A 17,062-nucleotide genomic window follows, 5' to 3' on the forward strand; every position below is an offset into this window, starting at 1 on the left:
TAATTTATATGGAGTTAAGGTAAATTAAAGTAACTCTTTTTAACTAAAAATATACAGCTGAATTTATTACGTACTTACTATTTACATATAATGCTGTGGCTACAAATATAACGGTATAAATACAGCCCTAACCATTAGCTAACGGCAGTGTTACGGTAAACACGACACCATTACCTTGCTCGTTGTTTTGCGCTGTTACACTGCCTTTATGGTAGTCGCACACCAGCCTTACAATATAAAGACCTAACCCCAAATGTGGCTGTTGCTGCATTTGCTGGCTACGTACCGACACCATAGAGTCAAAAATATGTTCAGTTAATCCTTCGGGTAACGCGGGGCCTGTGTTACTCACTGTTAATGTTGCTTTATTTTCGCTCTGCTTAAGGCTTACATTAATAGCCGTATTGGCCTCACTAAACTCCAGCGCGTTATTAATAAGTTTATCAAGCAGCTGAGCTATAAACTCCGGTGCACCTTGCATAGGTAATTTGTTTTGGCATACATCAAGCGTAAATAACTGGTTTGGGTAAGTAAGCTGATAGCCTTGCATGCAACCATTTATTACTTTTTGTAAATCAAAAGGCTCAGGCTCGTTGCTTTGAATACTTTGCTCAAGGCGAGTTGCTTCACTCATGGTGGTTATTATTTTACCTAAGCGTTCAACGCCTTCGCTGGCGCGATCGAGGTATTTTTGACTCAGCTCGTTTTGTGGCAAGCTTTGTAAGTTTTCGAGTGATGAGCGCACTACGGCAACCGGCGTGCGCAGTTCGTGGGATAACCGCGACGACATATTCTCTAAGTAATCGGTATAGCCACCAAGTCGGCTCACAATGTTTGAAAAACTACGAGACAGGTCGCCAATTTCATCGTTAGCGTCGCTGTAATTAATACTGCCAGTAACACGCCCTTGCGCATCAATTGCTTGTTCAGCTGTATCGCGCAGCCGCCTAATTCGGTTCGATATACGTGAGGCAAAAAAGAATAAAGTCACAGTACCAATTAGCATCACAGCTAAAATAACGTTAAACAGTTTTTCGAGTGATTTGTTACGCAGCGTACGTACGCCGTTTGTGGTTTCCTCTGCTATTACCGCGCCAATTACTTGGTCTTGGATCCAAATAGGATAAGCGGCCGATAAAATAACGGCTTTGCTGTCGGGGGTTAAGCGCCAAGACGATGCTGGTTGTCCTTTTAATGCTTTCGCTAAATGTGTGCCCTGCATAGAAGCTACATCGTGCAGAGTATCTAAAAACTCATTTTCGGGACGCGTTAAAATTTTATAGTAAATTGGGTGTAAGTAATTTTGCTCAAAGCGCTGCCACCAAGTTTCAGGTGCTTGGTTAGCAAGTCCATCAGCCCAAACGCCATCTGCATTTTGAATAGTACCCGACTGCGCAAGTACGCGATGATGGTTATCGACCACCCAAATGCGGCTACCACTGTGGCCCATACCTTTTAAAATACGGCTAATTTCTGGAGAAGGGACTAATACCGAGCCCAAATCGTTTGGGTTATTTAAGTTTGAGGTCGACATTATTTTAGGCTCTAATAATGCCTCTTTATTATCAACGTCAACAATAGCAAAGCCAAGTTTGTTGCCCAGCATGCTAATTGGAAAGCGCAGCTCTACGTTATAACCTGATTCGGTACTTTCAAAATAGCCCTGAATTTTTGTAAAAGGGGCTTTGGTATTTGCATCAAACGCATTAACCCAGCCATCTTGGCGTGGCGCAATTATATAGGTATTAAATTGGCCGTCAGGTGTTTTTAAGCCAATTTGTAAATAATCGTTATTGGTAATACTTAAGCTATTTTTAGCGCGATAAATAAGGGTATTGTCGGTGACTTTAAATACGGCGTATAAGTAGTTATCAAATTTTCCCACCATATGATCAAACGATAAGTCACTGGCTTGATGTTTGTTATCTGTTTTTTGTAAGTAGCGCTTATCGTAATGCCAAAATAGCGGTTGATAGCTGTCCCAATCGTTAAGTTTACCGTCGAGCTGAATAGGATTTTTAAGATTATAAGCGTATAAATCGCGGCCTTTTACTACTTGGTCTAAAAAGTTGGTTTGCTCGTCAAATAATGCGGGGCGCTCATGTAGTGCAGTAGCAAGTGCGCGAGTAGTGCCTACGAGGGTTTTTTCTTGGCCTTGGCGTAAAAACTTTTCCATTTCCCATACGTACTCGTAGCCAAGCCACGGCAGCAAAAACAAAAAACATGAAAGTAATATAAATTTACTGCGCAGACCAAATCGTAGCATTAGTGTTGTTCCCACCGATAGCCCATGCCATACACGGTATCTATGCAATCAAAGGCGCTGTCGAGTGCTATAAACTTTTTACGGATACGTTTTACGTGTGAAGTAATGGTGCTGTCGTCTACATAAATTTTAGCATCGCTCATTAATTCGTTACGGCTTTTAACATGGCCTGGTCGCTGGGCGAGTGAATGCAGCATCCAAAATTCGGTTACGGTTAAGTCAACTAATTGTTGTTGCCAAAATACCTGCATACGTTGTGTGTCGAGCGTTAATTGCCCGCGTGTTATGAGTGCGTTTGCATCAGCGGGTTGCTCAAGTGCTTCCATTCGGCGAAACAGCGCACCAATACGTGCAGCCAAGTGAGCCAAGCTTATGTCTTTTGTTAGGTAGTCGTCGGCGCCCATGCGCAGGCCGCATACGGTATCTATTTCGCTATCGCGGGCGGTTAAAAAAATAATAGGCAGTGTTTTAGAAAGCGATCGCAATGTTTGGCACAGTAAAAAACCACCATCTATTTCATGGCCTAGGCCAATATCAACAATGGCTAAATCGGGCAGGGCATTTTTAAATTCAGCTTCTGCGCAAGCGCGATCGGCAAAGCCACTTACTTGGTAGCCCTGTGCGCTCAGCATTTCTATGTAGTTTTCGCGGATTGCGGGTTCATCTTCAACGATGGCTATTTTTTTCATCTTAATCATTATCCTATCGGCTCTGCTGTGCACTATATCGAAGTTTTTAAGCTAAGTACGCTTAAAAAGGCAATTGCCATTTTTTTGCCACAATTGCTCAGCAGTTTGCCATTTTTGATCCCCTTTATTGCCACTTGAGCTTGTTTTAATACAGCCATCAAAACAAAACGTCACAAATTAAAAAGTAAGTTTAAGGATCAAATCATGAAGAAGACATTAATTGCATTAACACTGGTTGCTAGTTTTTGTACTCCAGCAATTGCCTCAACATCTAACTCGCCATCAAAAGAAGCCCATAAAGAAACGGCTATTGGGCTAGGTGCAGGCGCTATTATTGGCGGCGTAGTGGGCGGGCCAATTGGTGCGTTTATTGGGGCATTTGCCGGTGGCTTAATAGGTGATTCAAAAGTAGCTGATAACAAAATTGCAGAGCAAGAGCGTGCCATTACGGTTATGAAAGAAAAAACCAGCGATTACCAACACGTGCTTAACCACAACAATATGTTAGAGCAACAGGTAGAAGTGCTTGCCAATCAAAATGAGCAGTTAACTCAAGTTCAAATTAATAACTTATTGGCGATGACAGTACAATTTAAAACAGGTTCAAGTGTTATTGCCCCGCATTTTGCGCTGCAGTTAGATCAACTCATTACCTTGTTAAACAACCAACCACAACTCGCACTTGATTTAAGTGGCTTTGCCGATCAGCGCGGCGATGAGCAAGCAAATCTTTTACTTTCTAAAGCGCGTGTAAATGCCGTGCAAAGCTATTTAATAAAACACGGTGTGAGCCATAAGCGCTTAAGCACGCAGGCATTTGGCGAGCAGCAAACGTTGGCTAACAGCAACACGGTGGAAGACAACTTTTTTGATAGACGCGTAACGCTTACCACTCGCTCAATGAATAGTGTAAATGGCCAAACGGCGAGTAACTAAAACTAACTGAATCTAAGTAAAGCTAAGCGTTCGATGGAGTGATTTATGTTTAAATTGAGTAAACCAACCAAAATGCTTACTAAAGTAAGCATTTTTATATTCATAGTGATTGTGCTGTTAGCGAGCTTTAAAAGCCATGCGCAATCACCCAAGTTAGAGCTTTTTGATAGCAATGGTGCGCCAGCAGGGCCAGCAATAATATTAAAAAGCGACGCTAATATGACCTTAACCGGCCTGATTAATCATGTTGTAGTAACGCAGACCTATCAAAACGAAAACCCGTTTGCGGTTAATGCGCGCTATGTTTTTCCACTGCCAGATGAAAGCGCCGTACATGCCATGACGATGCGTATAGGTGAGCGAGTCATTAAAGGCCAAATTGATAAAAAAGTGGAAGCTGAAAAAAAATACGAGGAGGCTAAAAAAGCAGGTAAGCAAGCGGCCCTCGTACGCCAGCAACGCGCCAATATGTTTATTACGAATGTGGCAAACATTGGCCCTGGTGAGCAAGTAATTATTGATCTTGAGTACCAAGAAATAATTGATTACAGCAGCGGCACATTTGCTATTAGGTTTCCTACTACCATTACACCGCGTTATCACGCGATTAGTGGTGAAGTTGAAGTTAATACTCAAAACCAAACGCATGTTAATCCGCTCCCAACGGGATGGTTGAGCCCTGTTTACAGCACTCAAAACATCACTCAAAATAGTACTCAAACTGATAACACACCAAGTAGCCAATTTAGCTTAAACATTGATATAGACGTGGGCTTAGAGCTGGTGGATATCAATTCTAAATTTCATAATGTTAATGTGCAAAACACCGCGTTTGGGCAATATAAAATAGCGTTAAATGAGAAAAATGCAGTTAATCGCGACTTTGTACTGGAGTTTAAACCATTGCAAAAAGAGCAAGCTCAAGCCGCATTTTTTACTCAGCAGTTTGAAAATGGTGACCGATACGGGCTTGCTATGCTAATGCCACCAGGGGATCACTTTACACAAACTCAGCGATTACCTCGCGAAATGGTATTTGTAGTTGATACGTCAGGCTCTATGCACGGGCAATCTATGGAGCAAGCTAAAAAAGCCTTGTTTTATGCGCTGTCATTACTTGATAGCGACGACAGTTTTAATATTATTGGTTTTGATAACATAGTGACTCCAATGAGCGATAAACCACTTATAGCCAGCGACTTTAATTTACGCCGTGCAGAGCGATTTATTTATAGCCTAGAAGCCGACGGCGGCACAGAAATACAAGGTGCGCTTAATGCCGTACTTGATGGCAGCCAGTTTGATGGTTTTGTACGCCAAGTTGTATTTTTAACCGATGGCAGCGTAAGTAATGAAGACGCATTGTTTAAAAACATTCAAAGTAAATTAGGTGATAGCCGTTTATTTACAGTGGGTATTGGCAGCGCACCTAACAGCTTTTTTATGCGCCGAGCGGCAGATATAGGCAAAGGCTCATTTACGTTTATAGGCAGCACAAGCGAGGTGCAACCTAAAATGCAGCAATTGTTTGACAAGCTTGCACATCCAGCGATTACTAATTTGGCGCTAAGCGATGAAAGCGGTAACAGCTTAGATTTTTGGCCGTCACCACTACCTGATTTATATTTTGGCGAGCCTATCATGGTCGCTATAAAACTTAATAATGTTAAAAGAGTGGTACTTGCTGGGCAAACTGCACAAGGGCCCTTAAGTATTAGATTAAGTACACAAAATAGCTCAGATGCAAAAGGTATAGCAAAACTGTGGGCACGCCAAAAAATTAAGTCATTACTTTTATACAACGAGCAAAGTACCGTTAAAGATGAAGTACAGGGGCTTGCGCTTACTCATCAATTACTTAGCCCGTTTACTGCTTTTATAGCGATTGAACAAACTCAAATAAAAGAAGTGGCAAAGCAAACGGCGCAAGCTACTAATGCAGTACCACAAGGTATGGCAATGCGTTTACCGCAAACCGATGGGCAAAGCAGGTTACATATATTGCTAGGATGTATTTTATTACTCGGCTATGGCGCTCTTAAAATAAACCAATCATTTAAATTAAGCAGGGCACGTAAATGAAAAAGTGGCTAAGCGCGGGCTTACTAATAGCTGGGCTTGGATTATTTGGCCACGGTGCTTATATGCAGGCAAAAGCGTGGCTTGCTCAAGTATTAATTGAACAAGCATGGCAAGAGGCGCTTAAATCACCCGGCACTAAAGTAAAGCCGTGGTATTACGCCGACAGCTACGTTACTGCAAAGCTTGATTGGCCAAGTCATAATAAAACATTAAGTGTATTGGCTGGAGCGAGTGGTCGTAATTTAGCGTTTGCGCCTAGCCAGTTTTTACCCGCAGGGGAGCTTGGCGGAAAAGAATTTGGAAACGAAAAAGGCGCGCTAATAGCAGGGCATAACGACACCCACTTTGCATTTTTACAAAACGCAAAAGTGGGAGAGGCGTTTACTTTGCAACTGCAAAGTGGGGTGATACAAAATTATAAAGTAACAGGGATTGAGGTTATTCATCAATCTCAACATGACTTTTTACAAACACCTGGATTGTACTTGCTGACCTGTTATCCTTTTGATTCGCTTGCCTCAGGTACTGATTTGAGATTGCTTGTATCTGCGCAAATATCTTCACCCGATTCACTAAGAGGTATATCAACTACAAGTTCTTGATGGCGCTGGCTTACCATTACACCAATAAATACCACAAATATGCTCAGCCATTGCCACACGTTGAGCACTTCGCCCAAAATAATGGCTGACAAAATAAGTGTAAAAATAGGAATTAAATTAGAGTACGCAGCCGCGGTTAATACCGATACTTTGCTAATAGCATAATTGTACATGCCGTAGCCGCCAAGGGTTACACACGAACCTAAGTATAAAATACTCATAAGTGCGGTTAAGTCGTGTTGGTTTTCGCTTGGTAGGTCGATAAAAAACAAAAACGGTGCAAAAAACAAGCTGCCGCTAATACCTTGAAGTGCAATTAAAGTAAGGGGGGAGTAGCGATTAGCTAAGTGTTTAATACTTACGGTATAAAATGCAGCGCACACCATAGCCATCAGCTCTAAAAAGTTACCTAGTAACGGATTAGGTGCTTGCTCAGAATTGGGTGAAAGAAGCGTAAGTAAAATACTGCCGCCAATACACAGCGTAAAGCCAACAACAATGGCTTTGCTTATGTATTCTTTAAGTAATAAAAAGGCAAGCAGCGCAATAATTATAGGCAAGCACGACACAATAACACCCGCCTGCGAGGCTGATGTATATTCCATTGCATGGCCTTCAAATAAAAAGTACAAGCAAGGCTCAGCAAGCGACATACCCACTAAATACTTCCAATCACCTTTTAAATACTCAAAGCGAATAACGTAGCGCCATAAGCAAAGCGATAAAACTAACGTGGTGAGCATGCGTAAAAATATTACCAAGGCAGGGTCGTAAATGGCAATGGCATATTTAAGCGCTATAAAAGAGCTGCCCCATAAAAAGGTGGCAATAATTAAACACAAACTGGCAGGCATAGAGAGTAATTTATATAATTTAATAAAATCAGATCCTAGCATGAATATTTTTAACTTGTTCAAAAATACCGAGCTGGTATAAATTAATTCATCTTTAATTAATGATTAGTAAAAAGCACATGCAAAGGGAACAGGTAATAGTTGTAAAGCTTGGTACAAGCGTACTTACTGGCGGCACCGATAAACTAGATAAAGCGCACATGGTTGAATTAGTACGCCAATGCTGCGAGCTTAAAAAGCTGGGGCATCACGTTATTTTAGTATCGAGCGGCGCGGTAGCTGCTGGGCGTGAACAGCTATTAAAACCCTGTGGCAGAAGCTTAATTGATAAACAAATGCTTGCTGCAATTGGACAAGGTCAACTTATTCATATTTGGCAGAGCTTGTTTGGTTTATATGGGATAAATGTAGGACAAATGCTGCTTACTCGCGCTGATGTAGACGACAGAGAGCGCTACCTTAATGCCCGCGATACACTCAATGCGTTATTAAATTACGACGTTGTACCCATCATTAACGAAAATGACGCAGTAGCTACCAGTGAAATAAAAGTAGGCGACAACGATAATTTATCGGCGCTTGTCGCTATTTTGGCTAATGCTAATAAACTATTGCTACTTACCGATCAAGAAGGCTTATTTACCAGCGATCCGCGCACAAACGCCGATGCCACCCTCATTGGCGAGGTAACACATATAAACGATGAACTGCGCCAACTTGCTGGTGGCAGTGGCACAAATTTAGGCACCGGCGGTATGGCAACTAAACTGCAAGCCGCCGATATTGCAAGGCGCGCAGGCGTTGAAGTTATTATTGCTAAAGGTGCAGGTAAAAACGTTATTTTAAAATGTATGAGTGACGAGTTACCAGGCACGCGTTTTTTAAAACTCACCGCCCCAAAAGATGGCCGTAAAAAATGGTTACTAGCCGGGCCTAAAAGTACCGGTCAAATTGTTATTGATACAGGTGCTATTGGCGCCCTTCAAAATAAAGGCGCAAGTTTACTCGCTAAAGGCGTTACTAATGCATTTGGACGTTTTGAACGCGGTGATTTAATTGATTTAATAGATACTAAAAATCAAGTGATTGCACGGGGCTTAACGCGATTTAGTAGCGTTGAGGTAAATAAAATAAAGGGTGCGCACTCTAGTCAAATAGGCCAATTACTCGATTACGATAGTGGCGCAGAAGTATTGCATCGCGACGACTTAGTATTACTTTAATACCTGTTCTAAAGGATTAGTTAATAAGTATTACCTCATAACTTAGTAAATTCATGAGTATTGTCTAGACTAATAAAAGTTTAATTAGTTTAGGCAGTGTAATGAAGGCAAATAAGTGTGGGCACGAATGGATTATTAAGCTTACCCAGCAAGAGGAAGAAAGTGATTTAGATAGCGCATTAATACAAATAATTGGCGACTTGCTCGAAGTTGATAATTTTGCCATTTACGTCAATAAAAATTTTTCAGCCCCCATACCCCCTACTCTTATAAATTCAAATAGTAATTTAGAGCAATTAAGCCCAGATGAAGCATCATTGTTATTACAAAAGGTCACTCAAAATAAAATTAGGGTGAGCTATGCCTTTAGTAGTACTACAAGTTACGTGCCTATTTATCATTTTGGAAAAGTAGTCGGCACTTTATTAATAGAAACCGAGCAAGAATTACCAGAACGAACAACTATGTTAGCTGTACATATTTTAAATATTTATGCTAATCAGCTTGGGCTATTATATAAGTCGCGGTTAGATCCACTTACAGAGCTTTTAAATAGGCAAACATTTGATAAAAAAGTAATTGAGATTGTATCGGGTAACGGTTTTTTGTTACCAAGAAATGATAACAATAAAAAGCGACGTTGGTATTTAGCTATTGCCGATATCGACAACTTTAAAAATATTAATGATAACTACGGGCATGTAATTGGCGATGAGGTTATTTTACTTATTGCACGGCTACTAAAAAATAATTTTAGAATAGAAGACTATGTATTTAGGTATGGTGGTGAAGAATTTGCTATGTTATTTCAAGCAGAAACAGAGGGTGATGCACATGTTGCACTTAACCGGTTACGCCTTAATGTTGCCCAATACCCTTTTCCACAAATTGGCCAATTAACCATTAGCATTGGTTTTTTAGAGTTATTGAGTATTGATACTGTATCGAGTATTGTAAACCAGGCTGATTTAGCGCTTTACTACTCTAAAAATGCTGGTCGTAATAGAGTTGCCTCCTACAGTGAATTAGAAGTTAATAACGAACCAAAGATAGATAACAGTATTGAGCTTTTTTGATTGTAAATTTGTGCTAAAATCTGGCTCCTTAAATTGTTGTAAGCAGAGCACAGAACATGAAATTAGTTCGTTGGTTTTTAGGTTGTATAATCTTATTCTTTAATTTTGTATTTACTCCTCGCAGTAAAAAGCGTGCAAGCGACGAGCAAGCACAGCTTGATCAGCAAACCTCACAATTTAAACTGTACCAATTTAAAGCATGCCCGTTTTGTGTAAAAGTACGTCGCGCCATTAAGCGCGAAGGCTTAAACATAGAAACGCGTGATGCAAAAAATAATGAGCAATATCGTCAAGAGCTTCTTGAACAAGGCGGCAAAGTTAAAGTGCCTTGTCTGCGTATAGAGAAAAATGGCCAAGTACAATGGCTGTATGAATCAAACGATATTATTGCTTACTTAAACAAAGTAGCTGCATAAACCACTTTTATTATCTCACTTATTTAAAGAGAATTTACCATGACAATTCGCACCCGTGTTGCCCCGTCGCCAACTGGTGACCCGCATCTTGGCACCGCTTATATCGCCTTATTTAACTACTGTTTTGCTAAACAACAAGGCGGTGAATTTGTACTTCGTATTGAAGATACAGACCAAGTACGTAGCACGCCAGAGTCTGAACTTGCGATTATGGATAGCTTACGCTGGTTAGGGCTTGAGTGGGATCATGGTCCTGATGTGGGTGGCGAATTTGGTCCTTACCGTCAATCTGAGCGTAGCGATTTATATAAAAAATACGCGCATCAGTTAGTTGACGATGGTAAAGCGTTTTACTGCTTTGCAACAAGCGAAGAGCTTGATCAAATGCGTGAAGAGCAAATGGCAGAAGGCTTGCGCCCTAAATACGACGGTCGTGGTTTAAACCATACAGATGAAGAAATTAAAGCAAACTTAGCGGCAGGCAAACCTTACGTTATACGTATGAAAATCCCAAGCGAAGGCACATTTAAGTTTAACGACTACCTACGAGATGAAATTGAGATCCCGTGGGAAAACGTAGACATGCAAGTGCTTTTAAAAGCGGATGGTTTCCCAACGTACTTTTTAGCGAACGTAGTTGATGACCACCATATGCAAATTAGTCATATTTTCCGTGGCGAAGAGTGGATTAACTCAGCACCTAAGTTATTAAAACTTTACGAAGATTTTGGTTGGGAAGCGCCGGTACTTGGTCATTTACCATTACTACGTAACCCAGATAAATCAAAGCTATCTAAGCGTAAAAATCCAACGTCTATTAACTACTATAAAGAAATGGGTTACCTGCCAGAAGCCGTACTTAACTACTTAGGTCGTATGGGTTGGTCAATGCCAGATGAGCGTGAAAAATTCACACTTAATGAAATGATTGAAAACTTTGACATGAAGCGTGTATCGCTTGGTGGTCCGGTATTTGACGTAGATAAACTAAGCTGGTTAAACGGCATGTGGATCCGCGAAAACCTAACCGACGAACAGTTAATTCAGCGCTTTGTTGATTGGAAGTTTAACGGCGAAATGCTCGCTAAAATATTACCAGAAGTTAAAACACGTATTAATACACTGTCGGATATGGTTGAACTAGCAGGGCACTTTGTAGGCGGAATTCCAACTTACGATCCTGCGTTATTAACAGCCGGCAAAGCAGACGAAAACGTAATTCGCCAAGCGCTACAATTTTTTGTATGGCAGCTTGAAGGCTTGCGTAGCTTTGATAAGCCCGCTATTTTTGCAATTGCAAAAGAAGTGGCTACATTCCACGAGCTTAAAATTAAAGACTTTTTAGAGCCAATTTTTGTCGCAATTACAGGCAAAACATCAAGTACGTCAGTGCTTGATGCCATGGAAATATTAGGCTCTGACTTATCACGTGCTCGTTTACGTGTAGCGCTTGCTCATTTAGGTATTTCTAAAAAGCAGGCTAAAAATATAGAGCGTGCGTACCGCGAATACCCAAGTGCATAATTGCTAAACAATGTACTTTTAAAAGCCGAGCTTAGTAAAATAAGTTCGGCTTTTTTGTTTCAGGCTGTTTAGCTATATGACATCGTATTTTGATATTGTTTAACTAAAGTATTCATAATTTACTAAATGCTACAATGCGGCATATAAACTCATAGGAGGCAGTATGATTGCACCTGTAAAAAACAAAGCCATTTTTAGCAGTAACACATTTTCGATAAACCTTGTTACTTACCCAACTAATCATAGCGTAATGAACCATATTGACCCTGTGCAGCAAGGGCGCTATTACAAGCTGAATTTTGTATTAGAGAAACCTAAAGCGGGTGGGGTATTTAAATGCTCAAAATGCATTATAAATTTATTTAATCGCGTGTATTTGTTCAGACCCGATAAGTACGAACACAGCGTATCTAAAATCGAGTCTGGAAAGCGTGTGCTACTGAGCTTTGCGGTTAATATATAATTTGCACTTTTACTTATTAATAGTCGTAGGCCTGTCCGGTGCATAAAACAGATAAGTCGCAGTACGATACAGACGTTCCACTACAAGAATTAATAGTAAAAGCATTCCCGCCCCTGCGCATAGCATCAGCTTTAAGTAAATCAATCGCGTTTGATTTAGAGCGATTGTAACTTACATTATTGTTACCCATACCGTCGCCATCACAGCTTTCACCTTCTATTCGGCCTAAAAGTGTTGCGCCACTTTCGTGTGCTTCTTGGTCGCTATAAAATTGCTGTAAATCTCTTTTATTAACGTAGGTGCCAATTTCTTGAGATAAAACACCGTTGTCTATATCTGTATGATAAGTCATGCCTGAACAACCCGTTATTGTGGCCAGCACTGTTATTGTCATTATAAAACGTGGCATATTTATTAGTCCTTTAATTTATTATTTAAAGTAGTAAATTACTAACAAAATCAAATGCTGGCAATGTTTGCCAACAGGTAAATTGTTAGCATTTGTAAATGTATTTAGATTTTACTGAGCATAGGGTAAGTAAACAAAAAGAAGTGGCAAACATTAACTAACCAATGGCATAAAATAGCCCACGCTAAGCGCTGCGTTTTATAAAAAATATAGCTATATCCTAAGCCTGCAATAAATGAAACCAATACATAGTTAAATCCTCCAGCAAAATGCGCCAAAGCAAACACTGCTGCTGTCATTATTGGGGCAAGTAGCGCTAGGCGAGGAGATGTGATTATTTGGCTAAGTTTGGTTTGTAATAAACCTCTAAACAAAGCTTCCTCAGCTACACAGGTAAATAAAAGATTAATAGCAATAAAGGCTAACCAAAAGTTGGGCACTTTTGGGTTAAAGCTTACAAGTCCAAGTGTTAAAGCCGCAGTGAGCGAAGTTAAAACAGTAGCAATAATTATAAAAATAGGTTGTTTAACGTTTAATGGGCCTGCTTTTAAAGCTTTTTTACTCGAATAAAAGTAAGCACAAAGGAATAACCCAGCCATAGCTTTATCAAAGTTAGCATAAAGGGTAAAAGTAATCGCATCGCTTGTAATACGCTCGTCTATAACAATAGGGAGGTTATTAAAACCAGGTACCCAATGAAGTGCTAATGCCAATGAGGAAACTATAAAAACAGTACTTAATATAGCGCGTATTATTGCCCGCTTTGTATTTAGCACACAGTAGTATAAAACAACGTAAAGCCCAGTGAACAGGAGAGCATATAAATTTATATAACCTTGAAAATACGCACTTACAACACCTAAAGCTAGTAAGTAGTGCCAAAGGGGTTGTCGCATTATTGATATTTTGCAGTACGGAAAAACACATATAATTGATAGCGCTAATAAATAAAAAGTCATTGTTTTTTATTGCTCTGTTTTATTTAGCCATTAATCTAACAGATTCGACCTCTCAATATTTTTTTTCTGGTAATATAGATAGGTTATAAGCAGTTTAAGCAGTGAACAAACTATGTTAAGTCCTTTTTTTCAGCAGCATGCTGATTATGTTTCTATCTCTCGTGAGCAGGGTTGTCGATTCGCTAAATGCGTTGCCGACGATTACAATCCACTTCACGACAAAGATGCCAAAAAGTTTTGCGCGCCAGGAGACTTACTTTTTTCATTGGTACTAGACCGCTACGGTATTAGTGAACAAATGGAATTTACTTTTGCCGGTATGGTTGATGAAAACACCAAACTTAATTTTCCTGAGGGAGCTGATGAGTTTGATGTAACCAATGGCGAAAAAGTAATTTTAAAGGTAAAGCGCAGCGGTAAAACCAGCCAATGCCCAGCATTAACTAATAGTCTTATAAAAAATTATGTTGAGTTTTCTGGTACTACTTTTCCGCATGTAATTATTCCATTAATGGGTAAGCAAGAGGTAATGATAAACCCTGCTCGTCCGATGGTGATTTACGAATCAATGCTTATCAATCTTGATAATCTTGATATTACAGAACCAGAACTTGAGTTTGCAGAGCCTAGTTTTGAGTATGCTGGTAAGCGCGGAAAAATCACACTACGTTTTAACCTGTTGGAAAACGGCGTTAAAGTGGGTAGTGGTGAAAAGCACATGGTGGTTTCGGGTATACGCGAATACTGCCAAGCAACAGTTGACGATTTAATAGCGTTTTACAACGAGCGTAAAGCGACACTAAAGCCAGCATAAAGCTACAGCAAATTATAAAAGGCGCTAAATACAGCTGTTATTTAGCGCCTTTTTTATTGGTTTTTTTATTGTTTTAGCGCTAAAGCGAAAGTGAGCAACCACGATTAAATACTTTTCTGGACTGGTTAATTTACGCAGTACAGTAATATGCGTACAATAGCGCTCTTTGTTATTTTAAAGCTAAGCCTATGTCTGCCACTACGTTCTCATCACTTAATCTCGACCCGTTATTATTAACAGCGATTGAGCAAAATAATTACACTCAACCAACCGCAATTCAGATTAGAACTATTCCGCCTATTTTAGCCGGAAGTGATGTAATGGGCAGCGCGCAAACAGGAACGGGTAAAACTGCCGCCTTTGTTTTACCTTTATTACATAAGCTTTTAAATACCCATAAAAAAGATGAGCAAGGCCTTGCACGTGTAGTCATTTTAACGCCAACCCGTGAGCTTGCTCAGCAAGTATTTGCAAGCTTTGAAAAGTACGCACAAGGCACTAATATCAATGGCGCTTTAGCCTATGGTGGCGCAAGTATTGGCCCTCAAATAAAAGCACTTAAAACAGCGCAAGTTATAGTGGCAACACCTGGGCGTTTGCTTGATCATATAGTTAAAGGCAGTGTGGTACTTTCAAGCGTAGACTCCTTAGTGTTTGACGAAGCTGACCGCATGCTTGATATGGGCTTTATTGATGAAATTAGACGTATATTGCGACATATCCCGGGCGATCGCCAAACTTTACTATTTTCAGCTACGTTTGATGACAGCGTGTTTGAACTCAGTAAAAAGTTACTTAAAAACCCAGAACTAATTGAAGTTGATAAACGTAACTCAGCCGCAGTTGAAGTAGAGCAAGTTATTTACGCTGTAGATGAGGATCGTAAGCGCGAACTTGTATCGCACATGATTGGTATGAAAAACTGGCGCCAAGTGCTTATTTTTACTCGCACAAAACAAATGGCTGATCAGCTTGCTAAAGAAATGTGTAAAGACGGTTTAAAAACCGAATCAATCCATGGCGACAAATCGCAAGGCGCACGCGACCGTGCATTGCAAAACTTTAAAGAAGGTATTACACGCGTACTTGTTGCAACCGATGTAGCTGCGCGTGGTTTAGATATTTCTACACTTAGATACGTAATTAACTTTGAACTACCGTACATTGCCGAGGATTACGTGCACCGTATTGGCCGTACAGGTCGTGCTGGCGAACAAGGACTTGCTATGTCGCTGGTAAGTCTTGATGAGCAATGGCTGCTAGAAGAAATTGAAGTACTACTCGATACGCGTTTAACGCCGCAGTGGTTAGAAGGTTACGAGCCAGATCCTAATAAAAAGCCAAAAGATAATCGTAAAAATACTAACAAGTCGCGAAAAGATCGCGATAAAAAACGCATCACTGGTAAAAGAGAGCCAAGTAGACGTCGTAAATAATAGCTTTTACTTTGCTTTCTTGCCTATACTGGAGCTACTAAATAGCCGAGGTAAAGCAATGTTTGAAATTGATCAATGGGCATTTTCTGGTATTGATGGCCAAATATCTTTGCATAAATGGCAAAAAACAATCGACCTTATAACGGGGCTTTTTTCAGCCCCGTCTGGTTATATAGTTCAGGCAACAAGCAAAGGCTATCGCGTTGTTATTAGAAGCAACGAAGGTGGATCTAACTTTGAGACCAATCCTATACTCCCTCCTCAAACACCTCTGTTTTGTCGGTACGTTGCTGAAACTAAAAATATTTTATATGTTAATGATGCAAGCAATAACGATGCATGGAACACCCTACCAGAAGTAGTTGAAGATGGTGTTGAATCCTACCTAGGTTTACCTATTCATTGGCCTGAAGGCGAAGTATTTGGCACGCTATGTTTAAAAGACACTAAAAAAACAAGCTATACCGATGAATACTTTGAACTCATAGAGCAACTACGCGATTTAATTGAAGACGACCTAGCGCTTGTGTATAGCTATGAGCAAATGCGCGAAATAGCCATGTTAGACTCATTAACGAATATTTATAACCGCCGAGCACTTAACTTATTAGCCCAGCAAAAACTTAACTTAGCGCTACGTTTAGGCTTTGACGTGTGTTGTTTGTTTATTGATATAAACGACTTTAAAAAATTAAACGACACCTGCGGACATGAAGTGGGCGACAAAGCCTTAATTATATTGGCAGATACGCTAAAAACGCATTTAAGAGATGCTGATATAGTAGGGCGCTTAGGTGGCGATGAGTTTGTTGCAGTAATGCAAGTAAGCGATAAAAGCAAAATTAACTACATCATGGATAAAATTTCGACTGAGTGTTCAAAAGCCTTACTCAAAGAAGACGTTTGCGATTTATCGCTTAGTATTGGTTATAGTTTTACTAATAAACAAAAGCAGCCCTTTGAAGCGCTATTAAGTGATGCAGACCACGCAATGTATAAAAATAAACAAGCGTACAAGCTCGCTAAAAAAGCACAATAAAAGGAGGTTCGTCATGACTCATGCCACACAAACTTGGCTGGTTTTTTCTGCGATAGGTTTTATTTTTTCCTTAGCAATAATAAGCTTATTTGAAACGTTTCCTAGCATTAGATTTATATCTAATGAGGGAATAATTTTTGGTGTTATGTGCTCCTCTATGGGGTTTGCCTTAAAAAGGCTTGAGAGTAATAACCAAAAATAGCTTTCATGGATAGCTTAAGCTGCAAATTTTTACTTGTATTTATTAATTAATTTTTCAAAGAACGGACATAAA

17 protein-coding genes are annotated in these 17,062 nt (G+C 40.0%); 12 read left to right on the top strand and 5 right to left on the bottom strand.

Translation table 11 applies throughout. The features are described from left to right. Positions 1 to 127: 127 nt before the first annotated feature. Both pdsS and pdsR read right to left on the bottom strand, forming a co-directional pair. Positions 128 to 2,266, bottom strand: coding sequence for a proteobacterial dedicated sortase system histidine kinase (pdsS, locus tag GQR53_RS07510; protein WP_024604363.1), 2,139 nt, complete (start codon positions 2,264 to 2,266; stop codon positions 128 to 130). After that, positions 2,266 to 2,955: a proteobacterial dedicated sortase system response regulator gene (gene pdsR / locus GQR53_RS07515; protein ID WP_024604364.1), complete on the bottom strand. Its 690-nt coding sequence runs from the start codon at positions 2,953 to 2,955 to the stop codon at positions 2,266 to 2,268. Before pdsR ends, pdsS begins: the two co-directional genes overlap by 1 nt. Positions 2,956 to 3,159: 204 nt before the next feature. Between pdsR and pdsO the strand changes: the two genes are divergently transcribed. From pdsO to GQR53_RS07530, 3 genes are read left to right on the top strand one after another with little or no spacing between them, the layout of a single operon-like run. After that, entirely contained in the window at positions 3,160 to 3,891 is a 732-nt protein-coding gene (pdsO, locus tag GQR53_RS07520) for a sortase-associated OmpA-like protein PdsO (RefSeq protein WP_024604365.1), read from the top strand. 45 nt (positions 3,892 to 3,936) lie between these two features. Then, positions 3,937 to 5,973, top strand: a complete 2,037-nt coding sequence (locus tag GQR53_RS07525) for a marine proteobacterial sortase target protein (RefSeq protein WP_029751613.1) — start codon at positions 3,937 to 3,939, stop codon at positions 5,971 to 5,973. Next, positions 5,970 to 6,575, top strand: a complete 606-nt coding sequence (locus GQR53_RS07530) for a class GN sortase (RefSeq protein ID WP_165743407.1) — start codon at positions 5,970 to 5,972, stop codon at positions 6,573 to 6,575. Before GQR53_RS07525 ends, GQR53_RS07530 begins: the two co-directional genes overlap by 4 nt. Here the strand turns inward: GQR53_RS07530 and GQR53_RS07535 are convergent. Then, positions 6,470 to 7,429 carry a DMT family transporter gene (locus tag GQR53_RS07535; RefSeq protein WP_024604368.1) on the bottom strand — a complete coding sequence of 320 codons (960 nt, stop codon included), beginning with the start codon at positions 7,427 to 7,429 and terminating at the stop codon, positions 6,470 to 6,472. The two genes, GQR53_RS07530 and GQR53_RS07535, sit on opposite strands and share 106 nt — an antisense overlap. Positions 7,430 to 7,548: 119 nt before the next feature. On the opposite strand from GQR53_RS07535, the gene proB reads away from it, so the two are divergent. The 5 genes from proB to GQR53_RS07560 all read left to right on the top strand — a co-directional run bounded on the left by proB (position 7,549) and on the right by GQR53_RS07560 (position 12,131). Then, the gene (gene proB, locus GQR53_RS07540) at positions 7,549 to 8,652 is read left to right on the top strand and encodes a glutamate 5-kinase (RefSeq protein ID WP_165743409.1); all 1,104 of its coding nucleotides are present in this window, start codon (positions 7,549 to 7,551) and stop codon (positions 8,650 to 8,652) included. 101 nt (positions 8,653 to 8,753) lie between these two features. Beyond that, positions 8,754 to 9,728, top strand: a complete 975-nt coding sequence (locus tag GQR53_RS07545) for a GGDEF domain-containing protein (protein ID WP_024606066.1) — start codon at positions 8,754 to 8,756, stop codon at positions 9,726 to 9,728. A 56-nt stretch (positions 9,729 to 9,784) separates the two neighbouring features. Next, complete coding sequence (locus GQR53_RS07550) at positions 9,785 to 10,144, top strand: glutaredoxin domain-containing protein (RefSeq protein ID WP_002961611.1); 360 nt, start codon at positions 9,785 to 9,787, stop codon at positions 10,142 to 10,144. Positions 10,145 to 10,183: 39 nt separating this feature from the next. After that, positions 10,184 to 11,668 carry a glutamate--tRNA ligase gene (gene gltX, locus GQR53_RS07555; protein ID WP_024606065.1) on the top strand — a complete coding sequence of 495 codons (1,485 nt, stop codon included), beginning with the start codon at positions 10,184 to 10,186 and terminating at the stop codon, positions 11,666 to 11,668. Positions 11,669 to 11,831: 163 nt separating this feature from the next. Further along, positions 11,832 to 12,131: a hypothetical protein gene (locus GQR53_RS07560; protein WP_024606064.1), complete on the top strand. Its 300-nt coding sequence runs from the start codon at positions 11,832 to 11,834 to the stop codon at positions 12,129 to 12,131. 16 nt (positions 12,132 to 12,147) lie between these two features. Here the strand turns inward: GQR53_RS07560 and GQR53_RS07565 are convergent, their stop codons facing one another. Together GQR53_RS07565 and GQR53_RS07570 are read right to left on the bottom strand one after the other, a co-directional pair. Next, positions 12,148 to 12,540 carry a hypothetical protein gene (locus tag GQR53_RS07565; protein ID WP_024606063.1) on the bottom strand — a complete coding sequence of 131 codons (393 nt, stop codon included), beginning with the start codon at positions 12,538 to 12,540 and terminating at the stop codon, positions 12,148 to 12,150. A 104-nt stretch (positions 12,541 to 12,644) separates the two neighbouring features. After that, positions 12,645 to 13,253, bottom strand: a complete 609-nt coding sequence (locus tag GQR53_RS07570; protein ID WP_240917456.1) for a CPBP family intramembrane glutamic endopeptidase — start codon at positions 13,251 to 13,253, stop codon at positions 12,645 to 12,647. Between the two features lie 358 nt (positions 13,254 to 13,611). Between GQR53_RS07570 and GQR53_RS07575 the strand changes: the two genes are divergently transcribed. The 4 genes from GQR53_RS07575 to GQR53_RS07590 all read left to right on the top strand — a co-directional run bounded on the left by GQR53_RS07575 (position 13,612) and on the right by GQR53_RS07590 (position 16,990). Further along, positions 13,612 to 14,313 carry a DUF3581 domain-containing protein gene (locus GQR53_RS07575; RefSeq protein WP_024598641.1) on the top strand — a complete coding sequence of 234 codons (702 nt, stop codon included), beginning with the start codon at positions 13,612 to 13,614 and terminating at the stop codon, positions 14,311 to 14,313. A gap of 188 nt (positions 14,314 to 14,501) precedes the next feature. Next, a complete protein-coding gene (locus GQR53_RS07580) occupies positions 14,502 to 15,749 on the top strand; it encodes a DEAD/DEAH box helicase (RefSeq protein ID WP_024606061.1) in 1,248 nt (415 codons plus the stop codon). Positions 15,750 to 15,807: 58 nt separating this feature from the next. Continuing rightward, positions 15,808 to 16,788, top strand: coding sequence for a sensor domain-containing diguanylate cyclase (locus GQR53_RS07585; RefSeq protein WP_024606060.1), 981 nt, complete (start codon positions 15,808 to 15,810; stop codon positions 16,786 to 16,788). Between the two features lie 13 nt (positions 16,789 to 16,801). Further along, positions 16,802 to 16,990: a hypothetical protein gene (locus tag GQR53_RS07590; protein WP_024606059.1), complete on the top strand. Its 189-nt coding sequence runs from the start codon at positions 16,802 to 16,804 to the stop codon at positions 16,988 to 16,990. Positions 16,991 to 17,062 lie beyond the last annotated feature (72 nt).

It is taken from the genome of Pseudoalteromonas sp. Z9A6 (genome assembly GCF_011378805.1).
Taxonomy (GTDB): domain Bacteria; phylum Pseudomonadota; class Gammaproteobacteria; order Enterobacterales; family Alteromonadaceae; genus Pseudoalteromonas; species Pseudoalteromonas distincta.

Bases quoted from the DNA above. Each gene is read 5' to 3' on its own strand.
- GQR53_RS07585 (WP_024606060.1), top strand. From the start codon at position 15,808: ATGTTTGAAATTGATCAATGGGCATTTTCTGGTATTGATGGCCAAATA.
- GQR53_RS07575 (WP_024598641.1), top strand. From the start codon at position 13,612: ATGTTAAGTCCTTTTTTTCAGCAGCATGCTGATTATGTTTCTATCTCT.
- GQR53_RS07590 (WP_024606059.1), top strand. From the start codon at position 16,802: ATGACTCATGCCACACAAACTTGGCTGGTTTTTTCTGCGATAGGTTTT.
- gltX (WP_024606065.1), top strand. From the start codon at position 10,184: ATGACAATTCGCACCCGTGTTGCCCCGTCGCCAACTGGTGACCCGCAT.
- pdsR (WP_024604364.1), bottom strand. From the start codon at position 2,955: ATGAAAAAAATAGCCATCGTTGAAGATGAACCCGCAATCCGCGAAAAC.
- GQR53_RS07580 (WP_024606061.1), top strand. From the start codon at position 14,502: ATGTCTGCCACTACGTTCTCATCACTTAATCTCGACCCGTTATTATTA.
- GQR53_RS07545 (WP_024606066.1), top strand. From the start codon at position 8,754: ATGAAGGCAAATAAGTGTGGGCACGAATGGATTATTAAGCTTACCCAG.
- GQR53_RS07565 (WP_024606063.1), bottom strand. From the start codon at position 12,540: ATGCCACGTTTTATAATGACAATAACAGTGCTGGCCACAATAACGGGT.
- GQR53_RS07530 (WP_165743407.1), top strand. From the start codon at position 5,970: ATGAAAAAGTGGCTAAGCGCGGGCTTACTAATAGCTGGGCTTGGATTA.
- GQR53_RS07550 (WP_002961611.1), top strand. From the start codon at position 9,785: ATGAAATTAGTTCGTTGGTTTTTAGGTTGTATAATCTTATTCTTTAAT.
- GQR53_RS07525 (WP_029751613.1), top strand. From the start codon at position 3,937: ATGTTTAAATTGAGTAAACCAACCAAAATGCTTACTAAAGTAAGCATT.
- GQR53_RS07535 (WP_024604368.1), bottom strand. From the start codon at position 7,429: ATGCCTGCCAGTTTGTGTTTAATTATTGCCACCTTTTTATGGGGCAGC.
- pdsO (WP_024604365.1), top strand. From the start codon at position 3,160: ATGAAGAAGACATTAATTGCATTAACACTGGTTGCTAGTTTTTGTACT.
- GQR53_RS07560 (WP_024606064.1), top strand. From the start codon at position 11,832: ATGATTGCACCTGTAAAAAACAAAGCCATTTTTAGCAGTAACACATTT.
- pdsS (WP_024604363.1), bottom strand. From the start codon at position 2,266: ATGCTACGATTTGGTCTGCGCAGTAAATTTATATTACTTTCATGTTTT.
- proB (WP_165743409.1), top strand. From the start codon at position 7,549: ATGCAAAGGGAACAGGTAATAGTTGTAAAGCTTGGTACAAGCGTACTT.